The organism is Bradyrhizobium lablabi (assembly GCF_018129385.1).
Taxonomy (GTDB): Bacteria; Pseudomonadota; Alphaproteobacteria; order Rhizobiales; family Xanthobacteraceae; genus Bradyrhizobium; species Bradyrhizobium lablabi_C.
In genome coordinates this window covers 329,484-344,703 of sequence record NZ_JAFCLN010000001.1, presented here as the reverse complement: position 1 = coordinate 344,703, position 15,220 = coordinate 329,484, and the positions used below count along the sequence as shown (strand labels likewise).

At 60.6% G+C, this 15,220-nt stretch carries 15 protein-coding genes; all 15 read right to left on the bottom strand.

Annotation, left to right across the window (positions count from 1 at the left end; genetic code table 11):
* Positions 1 to 33 precede the first annotated feature (33 nt).
* The 15 genes from JQ628_RS01625 to rfbC (JQ628_RS01555) all read right to left on the bottom strand — a co-directional run bounded on the left by JQ628_RS01625 (position 34) and on the right by rfbC (JQ628_RS01555) (position 15,173).
* Positions 34 to 756 (bottom strand): TylF/MycF/NovP-related O-methyltransferase, encoded by a 723-nt coding sequence (locus JQ628_RS01625; RefSeq protein ID WP_212218158.1) that lies wholly within the window; start codon positions 754 to 756, stop codon positions 34 to 36.
* Between the two features lie 181 nt (positions 757 to 937).
* Entirely contained in the window at positions 938 to 1,759 is an 822-nt protein-coding gene (locus tag JQ628_RS01620) for an NAD-dependent epimerase/dehydratase family protein (RefSeq protein ID WP_212218155.1), read from the bottom strand.
* Positions 1,756 to 2,898 carry a putative sugar O-methyltransferase gene (locus JQ628_RS01615; RefSeq protein WP_212218152.1) on the bottom strand — a complete coding sequence of 381 codons (1,143 nt, stop codon included), beginning with the start codon at positions 2,896 to 2,898 and terminating at the stop codon, positions 1,756 to 1,758. The genes JQ628_RS01620 and JQ628_RS01615 overlap by 4 nt, the downstream gene beginning before the upstream one ends.
* Positions 2,895 to 4,136, bottom strand: a complete 1,242-nt coding sequence (locus JQ628_RS01610; protein ID WP_212218149.1) for a class I SAM-dependent methyltransferase — start codon at positions 4,134 to 4,136, stop codon at positions 2,895 to 2,897. The genes JQ628_RS01615 and JQ628_RS01610 overlap by 4 nt, the downstream gene beginning before the upstream one ends.
* Positions 4,133 to 4,693, bottom strand: a complete 561-nt coding sequence (gene rfbC / locus JQ628_RS01605; protein WP_212218146.1) for a dTDP-4-dehydrorhamnose 3,5-epimerase — start codon at positions 4,691 to 4,693, stop codon at positions 4,133 to 4,135. Before rfbC (JQ628_RS01605) ends, JQ628_RS01610 begins: the two co-directional genes overlap by 4 nt.
* Positions 4,690 to 5,778: a CDP-glucose 4,6-dehydratase gene (gene rfbG / locus JQ628_RS01600; RefSeq protein WP_249127400.1), complete on the bottom strand. Its 1,089-nt coding sequence runs from the start codon at positions 5,776 to 5,778 to the stop codon at positions 4,690 to 4,692. The genes rfbC (JQ628_RS01605) and rfbG overlap by 4 nt, the downstream gene beginning before the upstream one ends.
* Complete coding sequence (gene rfbF / locus JQ628_RS01595) at positions 5,775 to 6,548, bottom strand: glucose-1-phosphate cytidylyltransferase (RefSeq protein WP_212218140.1); 774 nt, start codon at positions 6,546 to 6,548, stop codon at positions 5,775 to 5,777. Before rfbF ends, rfbG begins: the two co-directional genes overlap by 4 nt.
* A gap of 181 nt (positions 6,549 to 6,729) precedes the next feature.
* A complete protein-coding gene (gene cysN, locus JQ628_RS01590; protein ID WP_212218135.1) occupies positions 6,730 to 8,616 on the bottom strand; it encodes a sulfate adenylyltransferase subunit CysN in 1,887 nt (628 codons plus the stop codon).
* Entirely contained in the window at positions 8,616 to 9,545 is a 930-nt protein-coding gene (cysD, locus tag JQ628_RS01585) for a sulfate adenylyltransferase subunit CysD (RefSeq protein ID WP_212218132.1), read from the bottom strand. Before cysD ends, cysN begins: the two co-directional genes overlap by 1 nt.
* 30 nt (positions 9,546 to 9,575) lie before the next feature.
* Positions 9,576 to 10,373, bottom strand: coding sequence for a class I SAM-dependent methyltransferase (locus JQ628_RS01580; RefSeq protein ID WP_212218129.1), 798 nt, complete (start codon positions 10,371 to 10,373; stop codon positions 9,576 to 9,578).
* A gap of 134 nt (positions 10,374 to 10,507) precedes the next feature.
* A complete protein-coding gene (locus JQ628_RS01575; protein WP_212218126.1) occupies positions 10,508 to 11,314 on the bottom strand; it encodes a sulfotransferase family protein in 807 nt (268 codons plus the stop codon).
* Positions 11,315 to 11,371: 57 nt separating this feature from the next.
* Positions 11,372 to 12,676, bottom strand: a complete 1,305-nt coding sequence (locus JQ628_RS01570) for an oligosaccharide flippase family protein (protein ID WP_212218123.1) — start codon at positions 12,674 to 12,676, stop codon at positions 11,372 to 11,374.
* A 29-nt stretch (positions 12,677 to 12,705) separates the two neighbouring features.
* Positions 12,706 to 13,578 carry a glucose-1-phosphate thymidylyltransferase RfbA gene (rfbA, locus tag JQ628_RS01565; protein ID WP_212218120.1) on the bottom strand — a complete coding sequence of 291 codons (873 nt, stop codon included), beginning with the start codon at positions 13,576 to 13,578 and terminating at the stop codon, positions 12,706 to 12,708.
* 76 nt (positions 13,579 to 13,654) lie between these two features.
* On the bottom strand, positions 13,655 to 14,548 hold the full coding sequence (rfbD, locus tag JQ628_RS01560) for a dTDP-4-dehydrorhamnose reductase (RefSeq protein WP_212218117.1): 894 nt from the start codon (positions 14,546 to 14,548) through the stop codon (positions 13,655 to 13,657).
* A 61-nt stretch (positions 14,549 to 14,609) separates the two neighbouring features.
* Positions 14,610 to 15,173: a dTDP-4-dehydrorhamnose 3,5-epimerase gene (gene rfbC, locus JQ628_RS01555; RefSeq protein WP_212218114.1), complete on the bottom strand. Its 564-nt coding sequence runs from the start codon at positions 15,171 to 15,173 to the stop codon at positions 14,610 to 14,612.
* Positions 15,174 to 15,220: the final 47 nt, after the last annotated feature.

Sequence of the window (15,220 nt, the reverse complement as noted above, 5' to 3'; positions counted from 1 at the left end):
CCCTGCCCCAACCACGTGCGCCGGCCAGAATCCTCAGATTCGGAAGTAGCCAACGGACCCCTCGTAGGGGAATCGCTTGAGCTCGACCTTGTTGAAGTCCAGCACCTCCTTCAGTGCCTGGGTCTCGCCCGCAAAATTCCGGTAGGCGACTTCGTCCAGTACGACGATCGCCCCCTTGGGCATCAAGGGCAAGAACGACTGTAGCGCGACCTTGGTCGGCTGATATAGATCTGTATCAAGAATCAGCATTGCGACGCACAGCTCGGGCTTGTTCTTGACGAATTCGGGTACCGTCTGGACGATATCGCCCTTGATGATCTCGCAGCGGGGAATGCGATTGACCGGACGGATCAGATCGTTGAGCAGAATGCTCTGCTCGAGCACTTCCGCATCGGTTTCCGAGAACATCTGCTCGTTGATGTCATCCGGGTCAAATGTCCCGTCGATGCTGCGGAAGCCGGCGAAAGTGTCGAAGCCATACAGCGACCGATTGATCGCATAAGGCTCCAGCAGCAGCGAAAGCTGCAAGTACAGCATCAATGAATTGCCCCGGTAGACGCCGCATTCGATAATGGCTCCGGGAATATCCATGGCCATCTTGAACAGCTCGACACGGGAGAGCATCGAGGCGGTCTGGATGCGGTTGGCGAACAGGAACGGCGCATCGGCAATGTATTCCGGCCTGCAACGGGCGATCAATTCCGACCTGCGCCGGTTATAGCTCTGCTCCTGTTCGGTAAGCCGACGCTTTGTCATAGTCCGATCCCTTGCCGATAGCCCCCAGCGGTGACCGGTTGGCCCGAACCGTGTTCCACACGTTTGCCAGCCTGGCGGCCTACCGCAGCGCCACGCTCTCTACACTGTTACCCGAGCTTTCCCAAGTCCTTACGGGGCAACATTTTCCAGTTTCCGGATCCCCGCTTTCAGCTTGCCCCGCTCAGGCCTGTCCGCCCTCGCCCCAGAACGCCATCGGCTCATAGTCCGGATAGGGCAGTTCGCCAAATCTTGGCTCGATCTGCCAGTGGTGCTCGGCGATCCAGGCCTCGACCAGACTGCGAACCGATATCGGGCGTCCCGAGCAGACGTTAACCGGTCCCCGGTCGACCGGATTCATCGCCAGCTCCACGAGCCGGCGCGCAACCTCGGCGACCGGCAAATAGTCCCGCAACTGTTCCCCGCCCGACATCGGAAATTCCTTCCGGCCTGCCGCGCTTGCCGCCTTCAACGACGGAAAAAGCGACGTTGCCGGCTGATCGTCGCCATACATGTAGAACAGCCGGGCCCAGGTCAGCCGGTAGGGCTGTTCCATTTGCAACGCCTGCAACTTCCTGCGCAGCGCATCCTTCGCAAGGCCGTATTGCGTGATGGGCCGGGTCTCGGTTTCCGCAGCAAGCGGGCCCGACTGCAATCCGTATTCGAGACAGGTTCCGGCGACGACGAGCGCCGGCAATCCGTTGCGGACGGCGTTGCTCAGGAACGCGTCTTGAGCCGGAAGCTCGGCCTCAACATGGCGCGGCGAGCGATAGTTCGGCAATCCACCCCAGGCAAGATGCAACAACACATCCGGGCCGTGGAGGGCGCGAAAGACATCCTGCGGCGGACTCGCCAGGTCGAGTGGCACCCACCGGACTTTTCCATCCGCGCTCGCGTCGCCGGACGCGGATCGCGCTGTCGCGATCACGTCCACGTCTCGCCGCGACAGCTCGGCCAGCACATGACGGCCGACAAAACCACTCGCACCGGTGACGGCGAGCCTCATTGCCGAAAATCCACCACCTCTTCGACGAAGCCGCGCCTCATCCAGTAGGGCATTCTGGTCCCGTGCCGTCCTGGCGCCATCTGCGCGATCAATTGAGCGACGGTAAATTCATTTGCCTCGTGATTGATCGACAGAAAAACATCCGAACGGCTCGCGACCTGCGCAAAATATCCTTCAGCCGCCTCGCGCCCGATTTCAGTCAACGAGTCGACATTGACGATAAGATCGTAGCGCTGCGTTCCTTCCAGAAAATGGCCGGGCGGCATGAGCTTTATGCGATCGTCGGCCGAAGATTCGCCAAACAACGCAACGCTCTCGTCGCCCAGCGTCCGGCCGAGGAAGTAACCCTGCGCCAGCGAACTCACGGGAATATCGACAATCGTGTAATCCCGGACTCCGAATTGTCGCGCATAGAAAGCGGTACGGCCAAGTCCGCCGCCGATTTCGAGGACTTTCGGATTTTTCAGTCCCGCAACAAGGCGCGATATCCGCCATGCCTGGTACAGGGCCTGCGGCACCCGATAGGAAACGATGCCGCGCCCGGTAATCAATCCGTATTCGCGTGGATACGGATTCGGCACCGGAATAGTGAATCCCAGAGCCTTGTCGATCTGCGCCAATAGCTCGTCGGGCTCGTAGCGTTCTCTGCGCCAGAAGTAATAGTTCTCGGGATGCTCGAGATTGCGCACGCCCAGAGCCTCCGCGAATACAACGAGCGCATCGAGCACAAGCGCCGGGGCATGGCGGTCTTCGAGCCGCAGACCGCCGGCGCGGAGCGTTTTGCCGGTGCTGTCAAAACCAAAGAAAATATCTGATGTGACGGGATTCCGAAGGATCTCCTCGATCTTGGCGCGATCGTTGCTCGCGAAAGCGTCCCTGATGTCAGCGTGCCGTTCGAGAAAAATTTCCGACCACTGACCTGAGGGATTTTCCCGCCGGGCATTGTAACTCGCGATCAACCGGTCGATCAGATTGCGGTCGTCGCCGGTCTCGCCCGTAGCGTATCCGCTTGTTGCGTTCAGCGAATAAGGCCGGCGATGATAGCGGTACCGGATGGTCGGCGCTTTCATTGCGCTTCGAAGGCCTTGAAGCACGCCCGGGAAATGGCTTTCGAGAATTTGACGAACCTGCCGCTTCATGCATCACCCGAGCCGAAAATCTCAAGTCTGGGAACAGCGGTAACGAAACGAGCGGCAGACAAGCCCGCGCTACTCAATTGCCGTACGACTTCCGATTTCAAATTCCATGGGAGTATTACCACGTAGTCCGGCTTTTCCCTGTACAACACGTGCTCGTCGACGATGGGAATCCGGCTGCCGGGCAGGAACATGCCCTGCTTGGCGGGGTTGCGATCGGCGACAAAGGAAATCAAGTCGCGTCGAATGCCCGAGAAATTCAGGAGGGTATTGCCCTTGGCGGCGGCACCGTAGGCTGCGACGCGCTTGCCCTCTCGTTTTGCACGGATGAGGAACTCGAGAAAATCATCCTTGACCCGCTCCGCGCGCAACTGAAAGCCCTCATAGCCGCGCGCGCTCGAGAGACCAGCGTCCGACTCTCGCTGCAGCAGGATTGCCACACGATCGCCAATCGGTCGGCGGCCCGTCTGGGCATTCTGGGCAAACACGCGCAGACTGCCTCCATGGGTCGGCAATTCCTCGACGTCGAACACCGCAAGCCCATTCGCGGCAAACATCTTCGACACCGCGGTCAACGAAAGATACGAAAAGTGCTCGTGGTAGATCGTGTCAAACTGGTTTTCCGCCAGCAGCCGCAACAAGTGAGGAAACTCGAAAGTCGCGACGCCCTGCGACTTCAGCAGCCGGTTAAATCCTGCGAGGAAATCGTTGATGTCGGGAACGTGGGCGAGCACGTTGTTGGCGGCGATCAGATCCGCCTGTTTACCCGAAGCGGCGAGCCGAGAGCCGACTTCTGCCCCGAAGAAGACCTCCAGCGTTTCAATGCCTTTTTCCCGTGACGCGCGCGCCGTGCTGGTGGTCGGCTCGATCCCCATACAGGGAATTCCTCGCGCCTTGACGTATTGGAGGAGATAACCATCGTTCGATGCGATCTCTACCACATGGCTTTGAGGGCCGAGTTCGAAGCGGCCGACCATTTCGGCGACGTAGCGTTCGGCATGTTGCAGCCAGCTCGTCGAGAAGCTGCTGAAATAGGCGTAATCCGCCGAGAACAATTCCTGCGCGTCGGCAAAATCCAGCGTCTGCACCAGCCAGCACCGCTCGCAGATCATGACCCGCAGCGGAAAAGTCCTTTCGGGCTCGAGCAGCGCGCCAGCGGACAAATAGGAATTGGATGGCGGCGAATTGCCGAGATCGATCAGTTCCAGGCCGAGTTTGGCTGAGCAATGCCGGCAATTCATAACGCGATTCCATCAAATGACGGCGACAGCGGCGAGTGGGCGCTATCGCGTGCCGAAAGCTCGGCAATCGGCCGCGGCCAGGCGATGCCGACACGCGGATCTTCCACATGCACCGCACTTTCGCTCGCGGCGTGATAGGCGGTGCTGTGGAAATACATCAGCTCGCTGTCCGCAGCCAACACCTGGAATCCGTGCGCAAAGCCTTCCGGAATCAGCAGAGCCCGGCCGTTATCCATCGACAACTCCGTTCCAAACCACTTCAGGAACGTCGGCGAGCCGCGTCTCAGGTCGACCGCAACGTCGAACACCGCGCCCCTGATGCAATTCACCAGCTTCATCTCCGCATGCGGCGGCAGTTGAAAATGCAGCCCGCGGACAGCGCCCGGACGGCGGGTCAGCGTTTGATTGACCTGCGCGACCGGCTTGCTCCAGCCGGCCTCGCGCAAGTCCCCGGTGCAGAACACGCGGCTGAAGAAGCCGCGCTCGTCCGACTGCCGGCTGCGCTCGACGATCTTCAATCCGGCAATCGGCGTATCGATGATCCCAAACCGGCTCATGCTGTCGAGCTCTGCGCCGGTTCGGCTTCGAACTCCACAATATCGCCGATGCAGAGATCGCGCGCGTTCATTCCCTCGTGCTGGCGGCGATACCAGTGCATCGTTCGCTTCACGGATTCACGCAGCGGCCACCGCGGAGTGATACCCAGCGCATGTCGCGCCTTTGCCGTTTCCAGCGCAAGCCAGCCCGCCTCGTGAGGGCCCTCACTGCCGTCGCCCCAGACCACGTCGCCCTTGCCGTAGCACTCGCTGGCCAGTTGCACCACATCGCGCACGCTGGCAGCCTCGTTGGTGTGCGGTCCGAAATTATAGGCTCCGGCAAGTCCGGGATCGGCCCATAAGCGCTCGGCCAGAAGCAGATAGCCCGCGAGAGGCTCCAGCACGTGCTGCCATGGGCGATACGCATCGGGCCTGCGAACGCTTAGCGAATGGCCGTTGCTCCAGGCGCGCACGGCATCCGGGATAAGCCGATCGTCGCACCAGTCCCCGCCTCCAATGACATTGCCCGCGCGAGCCGACGCTACAGCGACACCGGCTCCCGCCAGATAGGCATCGCGATAGCTCGCAATGACGATCTCCGCCGCCGCCTTGCTGGCGCTATAGGGATCATGTCCGCCCAGCGCATCGGCTTCCCGATAGGGATAGTAGTGTTCGACGTTGCGATACACCTTGTCGGTCGTCACGGCGACAATCACCCGTGTCTCCGGGACGCCCCGCACGGCCTCCAGCACATTGGCCGTACCCTGAACGTTGGTGCCGAAGGTCAGTAACGGTTCGCGATATCCGGTCCGCACCAAGGCCTGCGCTGCCAGATGCAGAACGATCTCGGGGCGCGCCGCACGCACCTGACTTGCCAGCGCAGCAGCATCGCGAATGTCGATGAAGTGGCTTTCGACGAGATCGGCGATGCCCGCAAGACCAACCAGGTTCGGCTCGCTGGCCGGCGGCAGGCTGACGCCGACCACGCTTGCGCCCAGCCGATGGAGCCATAGCGCGAGCCAGGCCCCCTTGAATCCGGTGTGGCCGGTCAGCAGGACCCGCTTGCCCGCCCAAAAGCCGGGGTCGGGATTGCGCCGGCTGTTCATTTCCAGATTTTCCATGGGGCCTTGCCGCTCGCCCACAGTTCTTCCAGCAGGTTCTTTTCCCGCAACGTATCCATCGGCTGCCAGAAACCGAGGTGCTGAAAGGCCATGATCTCGCCGCGGCCGGCAAGTTCGGTCAGCGGAGTGCTCTCCCAGCTTACGTGATCCCCCTCGATGAGATCGATGCACTTCGGCGACAGCACGAAGAAACCGCCATTGATGAAGCCGCCGTCTCCGCGGGGCTTCTCCGTGAAGGCCGTAACCCGATCTCCCGAGCGCTCCAGCGCGCCATACTTTCCGGGCGGCTTGACGGCTGTAACCGTCGCCATCTTTCCGTGCTGGAAATGAAATTCGATCGAAGCGCCAATATCGACGTCCCCCACGCCGTCACCATAGGTCAGGCAAAATGCCTTCTCATCCTTGACGTAGTCGGCCACGCGCTTGAGGCGTCCGCCCGTCATGGTGTCTTCGCCTGTGTCGATCAGGGTCACCCGCCAGGGCTCCGCCTTCTGCTGATGAACCTCCATCTGGTTTCGCGACATGTCGAACGTGACGTCGGACATGTGAAGAAAGTAATTCGCGAAGTATTCCTTGATCATGTACCCCTTGTAGCCGCAGCATATGACGAAGTCGTTCACGCCATGTGCCGAGTACAATTTAAGGATGTGCCACAGGATGGGACGGCCGCCGATCTCCACCATCGGTTTCGGCTTCACCGAGGTTTCCTCGGATATACGGGTACCCAGTCCACCGGCGAGAATAACAGCTTTCACAATAGCGTCCGTTCGTTCAGTGGCTCGCCCGGGCGCGGGTCACGGCGTGCATCGCGCCGGCCATCCAATTACCGGGATCAGACGTTCCCTACCAAGACAAATCACCCATTGCTGTCAAGGCTGGCACATCGGATTGGCGCGTGGATCCTGCGGCGGAAACGCGGTGTGACAGGTCTTCAGCCTAGTGCGGGCTTATGATTTGCCGCCTGGTCAATTCCCCGATGACCATATCGGCCATTGCCTCGGCGGGCGCCTCCAGCGTCCGCAGGTGGATTTCCGGCGTCTCGGGAGCTTCATAAGGCGCATCAAAGCCCGTGAAATTCTTGATCTTGCCGGCCCTGGCCTTGGCGTATAGCCCCTTGCTGTCCCGCCTCATGCATTCCTCGAGCGGGGTATCGACGAAGACTTCAACAAACTCACCCTCCCCGACGAGATTCCTCACGGCGATCCGCTCGGCGGCATAGGGCGAGATAAACGAACAGAGCACGATCAGGCCGGCCTCCGTCATCAGCTTCGCCACCTCGCCGGAACGGCGGATGTTCTCCACCCGATCGGCTTCCGTGAAACCGAGGTCGCGGTTGAGGCCGTGCCGAACATTGTCGCCGTCGAGCAGCATCGTATGATGACCCATCGCGTGTAGCCGCTGTTCCACGATGTTGGCGATGGTGGATTTGCCCGACCCGGACAGCCCGGTAAACCAGACGATGGCCGCGCGCTGGCGCTTGATCGCCGAGCGTTCCGCCTTGCCGATCAGCAGCGGCTGCCAGTGAAGGTTGGTTCCGCGCCGCAGGCCAAAGTCGATCATCCCTGCGCCGACCGTGTGGTTGGTAAAGCGGTCGATGATGATGAAACTGCCGGTTCTCCGGTTTTCGCGATACGGGTCGAACGCGACCGGCATGCCGGTCGCGAGATTGCAGACGCCGATATCGTTCAGTCCGAGCGTATGCGTGGCGAGATGCTCTCTGGTGTTGACGTCGACCTTGTACTTGATTCCTGTCACGGTCACCGCGGTGGTCCGCGTGCCGATGCGCGCCAGATATGACCGGCCAGGAACCAGATCATGATCGCTCATCCAGATGACATGAGCGGCAAACTGGTCCGATACTTCGGGGCGGGACTGCGGGGTGACCAGCAGATCGCCGCGCGCGATGTCGACTTCATCCGTAAGCGTGATGGTGATCGCATCGCCCGCCCGGGCAGACGTCTGCGGTCCCTCGTAGGTCAGCAATTCGCGAATGCGCGACGTCTTGCCTGATGAAGCGACCACGACGGGATCGCCCGGCCCGATCGTTCCGGACACGACAGTGCCGGCATATCCCCTGAAATCGAGATTTGGCCGATTCACCCACTGAACCGGGAAACGAAATGGCTGATCGAAAGCTTCGCCTTCGACCTCCACCTGCTCCAGATAGTCGAGCAGCGAAGGGCCGGTGTACCAGGGCGTATTCCCCGCCCGGATGACGTTGTCGCCAAACCTTGCAGAGATCGGAAGTGGGACGATGGACTTAAATCCAAGCTGCACGCCGAACGGCAGATATTCAGCGACGATCCGATCGAAGGTCCCCTGGTCATAACCCACGAGATCCATCTTGTTCACGGCGAGGACGACGTGACGTATACCGAGCAGCGAGCAGATCAGGGAGTGCCGGCGCGTCTGCACCAATACGCCCTTTCGCGCGTCGACCAGGATGATGGCCAGATCGGCGTTGGAAGCGCCGGTTGCCATGTTGCGCGTGTACTGTTCATGTCCCGGCGTATCGGCGACGATAAAGGAGCGTCTGGCAGTGGCAAAGAAGCGATAGGCGACGTCGATCGTAATGCCCTGCTCGCGCTCGGCCTCCAGCCCGTCGACCAGCAGCGCAAAATCGATGTCATCCTCGACGGTGCCGTGTCGTTCGGAGTCCCTCACGAGCGCCGAGAGCTGATCGTCGAATATCAACTTCGAATCGTGCAGCAGGCGGCCGATCAGTGTCGACTTGCCGTCGTCGACCGAACCGCAAGTGATGAAGCGAAGAAGGTCCTTGGTCGCCATTTCCGCGGCGACCTTTCCGGCAACGGCGAGAGCCATCAGAAATAGCCCTCCCGCTTCTTCTTCTCCATTGATGAAGCTTCGTCGCTGTCGATCAGGCGGCCCTGTCGCTCCGAAACCCGCGCGGTCCGCATCTCGGCCAGAATGTCGTCAAGCGTCGTTGCGTCGGACTCAATGGCGCCGGTCAGGGGATAGCAGCCGAGCGTGCGGAACCTGACGAGGCGCATTTCCGGCGCTTCGCCGGGCTCCATCGGCAGACGCTCGTCATCGACCATGATCCAGGTGCCGGCGCGCCTCACGACGGGACGCGGCTTTGCAAAGTACAGCGGCACGACCGGGATATTCTCCAGCATGATGTAGTGCCAGATGTCGAGCTCGGTCCAGTTCGACAGCGGAAACACACGAATGCTTTCCCCGGCGTTTATTCGCGTGTTGAACAGGTTCCACAACTCGGGCCGCTGATTGCGCGGATCCCAGATGTGCCCCGGCGAGCGAAACGAGAATATCCTCTCCTTGGCCCGGCTCTTTTCCTCATCTCGCCGCGCGCCGCCAAAGGCGGCATCGAATCCGTGAAGATCGAGCGCCTGCTTCAGCGCCTCGGTTTTCATCACATGCGTATGCAGCGACGAGCCGGACGCAATCGGGCCTATTCCGCGCTCAACGCCCTCGCGATTGACATACACAATGAGGTTTGCGCCGACCCGCTCGACCGTACGATCGCGGAACGCAATCATTTCCCGGAACTTCCACGTCGTGTCGACATGCATCAGGGGGAACGGCAGCGGCGCGGGATGGAATGCCTTGACCGCGAGATGCAGCATGACGCTGGAATCCTTGCCGATCGAGTAAAGCATCACCGGCTTGCTGAACTCGGCGGCGACCTCCCGCATGATCTCGATGGATTCTGCTTCCAGCCGCTTCAGATGCCCGGGCAAAGCCTCGCGCGGCGGATTTGTACCCCCTTGCATTCGCTGCAACCTCAAAACGGCCCGATCCGATCAGGCCCTGATACGCCGCGCGACCGCGCTCTTCAATCGCTGGATCAAACCGGGGCGCCTCGTCGCCACCGCCTCGCGCAAATCCCCGACCAGCTCGGCATCTTCCGCCGAGGCCGGCAGGTTGTCCGCCGAATGCGCCATGGCGAACCAGGTCTGACGAGGGTGGAACCATGACAATTGCTTGCCGACCATTCCAGCCTTGGCGATGAAATTCAGAACCGTGTCGGCTTCAAAAGCCACGCAGCCCGGATATATCCAGCCGCGCTCGTTGCCGTCGGTCGGATCCATCTGGTGCGGGAGCACGAAAGTGGCCAACGCAAGTCCTGTCGGGTTCAGGCAGCTTCGGAATTCGGACAGCAATTGCTCCGCCAGGTCGGCGCCGGTGTGGGAGAAAATGGACTGGGCGACAATGAAATCGAATGTCGTTCCAAACTTCGTCGGACGAAAATCGTCATCGTGTCGGAAAGTCGGCTGTTTGAGCCTGATGATATCGCGGCCGAGTTCCCGGTCGATCGACTCCTGAATGAGCCAGGCGTTTGGATCCAGGCCGAAGTAGCGGCCGGGCAACAAATACGGAATGAACAGCTTGCCTGAACGCAGCGAGCCGCAGCCGAAATCGAGCAAGCTGTGGCTTTCGCGCAATCCCAGCGCCGTCAAAAGCCGGAACTGCGTGGCCCCCATGAAATCGTACTGATCGGGCGGCCCGACATAGGCGCGATAATGATCCTCGCCGGGGTCCAGCTTGGCGGCGTCTTCAGCCGAAAGTTGCCGCAGGGTATGTTTGCTGTCAGATGACATCGTACAATTTGGGGTTAAATTCCGGGCTCGGACCACCGCCAGCCGCCGTGGCGGGTACATGGCACGGGCAAATCTCCGCTGTCAAATAGGCGAACGGGAGGCCGCGGCCGCGCTACGGCCGCAATATCCGCCGCTCAAGCGGAGTAGCCGAACTCACCGAGTTCCGCGCGATGTCCGTTTGCAAAATGCCCGAGTTCGCTATCGGACATATAGGAGTTGGCGCGATCCGCCCTTATGCCGCCGACAACCTCCTCGAGCCGCTTGTCCGAAACTTCCAGTCCGCAGAAATCGGCGCTCTGGCGAAGATATCGGCGCGGGTCGTCGAGCACATCCTCATAGCGCAGTGCGAGCGCCCGTTCCGGAGGCAATTGCGCGAGCATCCAACGCGCCTGGGTGACGTATTCCTGCCATAAGGAGAAGCCGCCGGCGAGCTCCGTACAACGCGGCGACTCGACGAATCCGCCACCCTTGAGACGCACAAAGGCAATGCGGCGAAGCCGCGTGAATTTTTCGCTTGCCTGTCTGAGCATCTCCCTCTCCCGCACGCGCAGGCTCTGGGCGACGTCGACGCCATGCCGTTCGATCGAAATCACTTTGGCTTCCGGAAAGATGCGCAGCCACATCGGCAAGGTGAAAGTATTGCGAGGATCCTTCCAGCCCCAGGCCGTATCCAATCCGTTGATTCCGCCTTGAAGCATCCGTCGCATGCCGAGAAAGCGAACGCTGCGCGGACTGGCAAGCAGGGTACGGATGTAATCTTCGATCCAGGGCAGGCCCTGTTCGTGCTGCCAGAGATAACGGATCGCCGAAGGCTCGTCCCAGCGGCCACCGCATTGACTGAGCAGCCAGGCATTTATCTCCTGGAAAAATATTGCCTCGTTATTCTCATCCTTCAGCGTTCCCGCAAACAGGCCAAGGTCTTCGAGCAGACGACCCAGCATGCTGGTGCCCGAACGATGCATTCCAATGAAAATTACCGGTTGACGCACAACTGATCCTCAAACTGAAAATCCGAGCGTATTGATGCCCAGCTTCTTCCTGACCATACGCCAGCAAGCAAGGTTCATGAAAGCCAGCGAAGCGGCGGTCGCCGTCGCAGCTCCCACGGCGCCATAGCGCGGCGTCAGGACCAGATTGGCCACCAGATTGAGCACCGCCGATGCTGCCACGCAATTGCGCAAGGTCTTTTCGTTGCCGGTCATCGAAAGCATGGGTCCGATATGACCCACCGAAAGATTGATGAGCTGACCCAGCGCCAGAATCCGCAGCGGCCAAGCCCCGTCTTTGAACTGGATCCCGAAAATCTGCAAGATGAACTCGGGAATGGCGATCAACAGGATAATGAGCGGCAGTGCCGCAATGATCGTCCACTGGGTGCTTTGCTGGGCAAGTTTCCTGAGTGCGGTCAAATTGCCCTCGGCATGCAAGGCGGCAAATTGCGGTGAAACCACAATGCTCACCGCATACATCACGAATGTCGTCAACGCCGAAACCCGCAGGGCGACGCCGTAAATGCCGACCTGGTCAGGATCCGACCATGCTCCAAGCACCAGGATATCTGTCCAGCCCATGATCAGGTTCAAGCTCGTGACCAGAAACAGGGGAACACTGGTGCCCAGCAGACGGCGGACATCGAAACTGCCTGGCTCCCGCCAGGATCCGGGGACGTACAGGGCCCATGCCGTCATCGCGCACGCCAGCGCAACAAGAATTACGCTCAAATAAAGTAGTGCGATCGTGTGCAGGCTGGATAGGCCGCCAAACCACAGAGCGGTGCTGCCGGCAACCAGCAACAAGGGCGGAAGCACGGCCTGCATGAATGTGGCGGCGCCGGTAGCTCCAATTCCCTTGAGAAAATCCGTCTGAATGACCAGCAGCGCCATCGGCGCCAGCGCACATAGCAGGATCGGCAGCTCCGCGCGGAGTTCTGGCGCCCTCTCCCCCCCGAGCGACAGATGAGGAAGGATCAACCAGAGCAAAAAGGCGATCACTACCCCCGCCGCAAGTACAAGCCCCATGCAGGTTCGATAGAGGGCTTCGCGCGTGCCTCGATCGCCGCGACTATGCGCAATCGAGACAAATCGCATGCCGGCGGTCTCAAGTCCGACGCGCGAAACCGTTGCGCCGATATCGACGATGGTCACGGCGAGGAAATAGAGACCGACCCCGGCCACGCCCATCGAGCGAGCCAACACGATGCTGAACAAAAAGGCCAGCGCAGCCCCGGATACCTGAATCACGAGAGCAGTCGCTATCCGGCGCAATCGACCTTCAAGAAAACCGGCAAAGCGCTGCTTCGTCATACCCAACTGCACCGATCGGCCGCCTCCAACTACGGTTCTTCCTCGGCGATCGCGAGCAGATAGCGCCCGTATGCCGACTTCTCGAGTTCCTGACCAAGACGCCTGAGGTCGGCGCGGCCGATATAGCCCATCCTGAACGCGATTTCTTCCGGACAACTGACCCGGAACCCCTGTCGCCTTTCGAGCGTGCGCATGAACTCGGACGCGTCGAGCATCGAATCGGGCGTACCGGTGTCCAGCCACGCAAAGCCCCGGCCAAAGCGTTCGACTCGCAGCTCACCCAGGCGCAGGTAAGCGGTGATCGCGTCGGTGATCTCGAGCTCGCCACGCCTGGAGGGCCGGATCGATGCTGCGATTTCGACAATGCGCTTGTCGAAAAAATACAGCCCCGTTACCGCCCACTTGGATTTCGGCCTTTCGGGCTTTTCGACAATCGATAGCGGGCGGCCATCACGATCCAGTTCCACCACGCCGTAGCGTTCGGGATCCGATACCTGGTAGGCGAACACGGTGGCTCCCGTGGTCCTGGCTGCCGCGGCCGCCAGCATCTCCGGCATTCCGTGACCGAAGAAAATATTGTCGCCAAGAATGAGCGCCGAATTGTCGTTGCGCACGAAGTCCGCGCCGATAATGTAGGCCTGCGCCAGGCCCTCGGGCCTCGGCTGCTCGCGATAGGTCAATTTGATGCCGAGGCGGCCGCCATCCCCAAGCAGGTTCCGGAAACTCGGCAAGTCCTCGGGCGTAGAGATCAGCAAGATGTCGCGAATGCCGGCCAACATCAGCGTGCTCAGCGGATAGTAAACCATCGGCTTGTCGTAAACCGGCAGCAACTGCTTCGACACTGCGCGCGTCATCGGATGCAGGCGGGTGCCGCTGCCGCCAGCCAGGATGATACCCTTCATGCGATGACTGCTCCGTCACGGTGGTTGCGTCGTCGCATCGCACAAGCCGCACGCCTTGGCAATTGCGGAAACACCCTCAATGCCGGCCATGTTGCCCGGCGCTGAGACGCGATACGGCCTCCCGAACGCCGAGCCGCCAGTCCGGCAGTTCCAGACCGAAGACGCGGCGCAGCTTTTCGCAGTTCAGGACGGAATTAGCCGGGCGACGGGCGGCTGTGAGAAAATCGGCGGTCTTGATTGCAACGATCCCGGCGGCGGGCAACCCCTGTTGCGAAGCGGCCCTGAATATCTCGCCTGCGAGGTCGAGACGCGAGGTCTCTCCTGCCCCCGCCGCGTGATAGATCCCCCAGGGTATGCCGGCAGCATCCGTCGCAATCCGGCGTGCAAGCGCCAGCACAAGGCTCGCCAGATGCGGTGCATAGGTGGGCGAACCCCTCTGATCATCGACGACGCGCACGACGCCCTGCTCGGCCGCCAATCGCAGCATCGCTTTTACAAAGTTGGCGCCCCACGGACTGTGGACCCACGCAGTGCGCAAAATCACATGACGCTCGCACGCAACGACCACGCGTCGCTCGCCATTGAGCTTACTGCGTCCATATGCGTTGATGGGGGCCGTGGCGTCCTCCTCGAGGTATGCACCGGCCTTTGCTCCATCGAATACATAGTCGGTCGACAGATGAATCAGAGGGATCGAGAGCCCGGCACAGCTCCTCGCGACATTTTCCGCGCCTTGCGCGTTGACCGCATTTGCGCTCGCCTCCTCGGCCTCCGCTTTGTCCACAGCGGTGTAGGCCGCCGCGTTGACGACCACATCCGGCTGTTCGCGTGAAATCACGGTTTCCACGGATCGAGCGTCGGCGAGATCGATATCGGGGCGGCCGATCGTCACCACTCGCACATCTTCACCTTGCAGCTCGAACAGACTACGGGCGAGCTGGCCTTCCCGGCCGGTGACCAGAACCTTCACTTCTCCCTCGCGTCCGCTTGCGGAAATCATGCTGAAACAACCGGCTTCGATCGCGCTGCCGTCACGCCTGGAAAAAAAATGAGGGAGACATTTCGTTCAAGGCAGGCTGTCTGCGGTCTTTATCCGAGAGCCTGGCGTTTGCAGGGGCGACCGGCCACTCGATGCCGAGGGAAGCATCGTTCCACATCAGCCCTCGATCGCTTTCCGGCGCATAATACTCGGTCACCTTGTAGATGACCTCCGTATTCGGCTCCAGCGTACAAAAGCCGTGCGCAAAGCCGGCCGGAATCCACATTTGCGCCCAGTTCTCGGCGCTTAACGTCGCACCGACATGCTTGCCGAATGTCGGCGAACCAACTCGAATGTCGACGGCGACATCATAGATCGCGCCTCGGATCACGCGCACCAGCTTGCCTTGAGCATCCGGCGGAATCTGAAAATGAAGCCCTCGAACTGTTCCGGCTTCCACCGATAGAGAGTGGTTGTCCTGAACGAAATCAGTCGCAATGCCGGCGGCCTCAAAATTCCGGCGGCTGAAGGTCTCGGAAAAGAAGCCGCGGGCGTCACGGTGGATTGCCGGAACCACGAGCTTGACGGCTTCAATGCTAAGCGAACGTATCTCCACGCCGATCTGTCCCTACGCGCGTATCATGCAAAAAATCCGCCAATGCA

What these genes read in the sequence shown, in the direction of transcription:
- rfbG (WP_249127400.1), bottom strand. Translation starts at nt 5,778, where the DNA reads ATGAACAGCCGGCGCAATCCCGACCCCGGCTTTTGGGCGGGCAAGCGG.
- cysD (WP_212218132.1), bottom strand. Translation starts at nt 9,545, where the DNA reads ATGCAAGGGGGTACAAATCCGCCGCGCGAGGCTTTGCCCGGGCATCTG.
- cysN (WP_212218135.1), bottom strand. Translation starts at nt 8,616, where the DNA reads ATGGCTCTCGCCGTTGCCGGAAAGGTCGCCGCGGAAATGGCGACCAAG.
- rfbC (WP_212218146.1), bottom strand. Translation starts at nt 4,693, where the DNA reads ATGAGCCGGTTTGGGATCATCGATACGCCGATTGCCGGATTGAAGATC.
- JQ628_RS01580 (WP_212218129.1), bottom strand. Translation starts at nt 10,373, where the DNA reads ATGTCATCTGACAGCAAACATACCCTGCGGCAACTTTCGGCTGAAGAC.
- JQ628_RS01570 (WP_212218123.1), bottom strand. Translation starts at nt 12,676, where the DNA reads ATGACGAAGCAGCGCTTTGCCGGTTTTCTTGAAGGTCGATTGCGCCGG.
- JQ628_RS01610 (WP_212218149.1), bottom strand. Translation starts at nt 4,136, where the DNA reads ATGAATTGCCGGCATTGCTCAGCCAAACTCGGCCTGGAACTGATCGAT.
- JQ628_RS01575 (WP_212218126.1), bottom strand. Translation starts at nt 11,314, where the DNA reads ATGCTGGGTCGTCTGCTCGAAGACCTTGGCCTGTTTGCGGGAACGCTG.
- JQ628_RS01615 (WP_212218152.1), bottom strand. Translation starts at nt 2,898, where the DNA reads ATGAAGCGGCAGGTTCGTCAAATTCTCGAAAGCCATTTCCCGGGCGTG.
- JQ628_RS01620 (WP_212218155.1), bottom strand. Translation starts at nt 1,759, where the DNA reads ATGAGGCTCGCCGTCACCGGTGCGAGTGGTTTTGTCGGCCGTCATGTG.
- rfbA (WP_212218120.1), bottom strand. Translation starts at nt 13,578, where the DNA reads ATGAAGGGTATCATCCTGGCTGGCGGCAGCGGCACCCGCCTGCATCCG.
- JQ628_RS01625 (WP_212218158.1), bottom strand. Translation starts at nt 756, where the DNA reads ATGACAAAGCGTCGGCTTACCGAACAGGAGCAGAGCTATAACCGGCGC.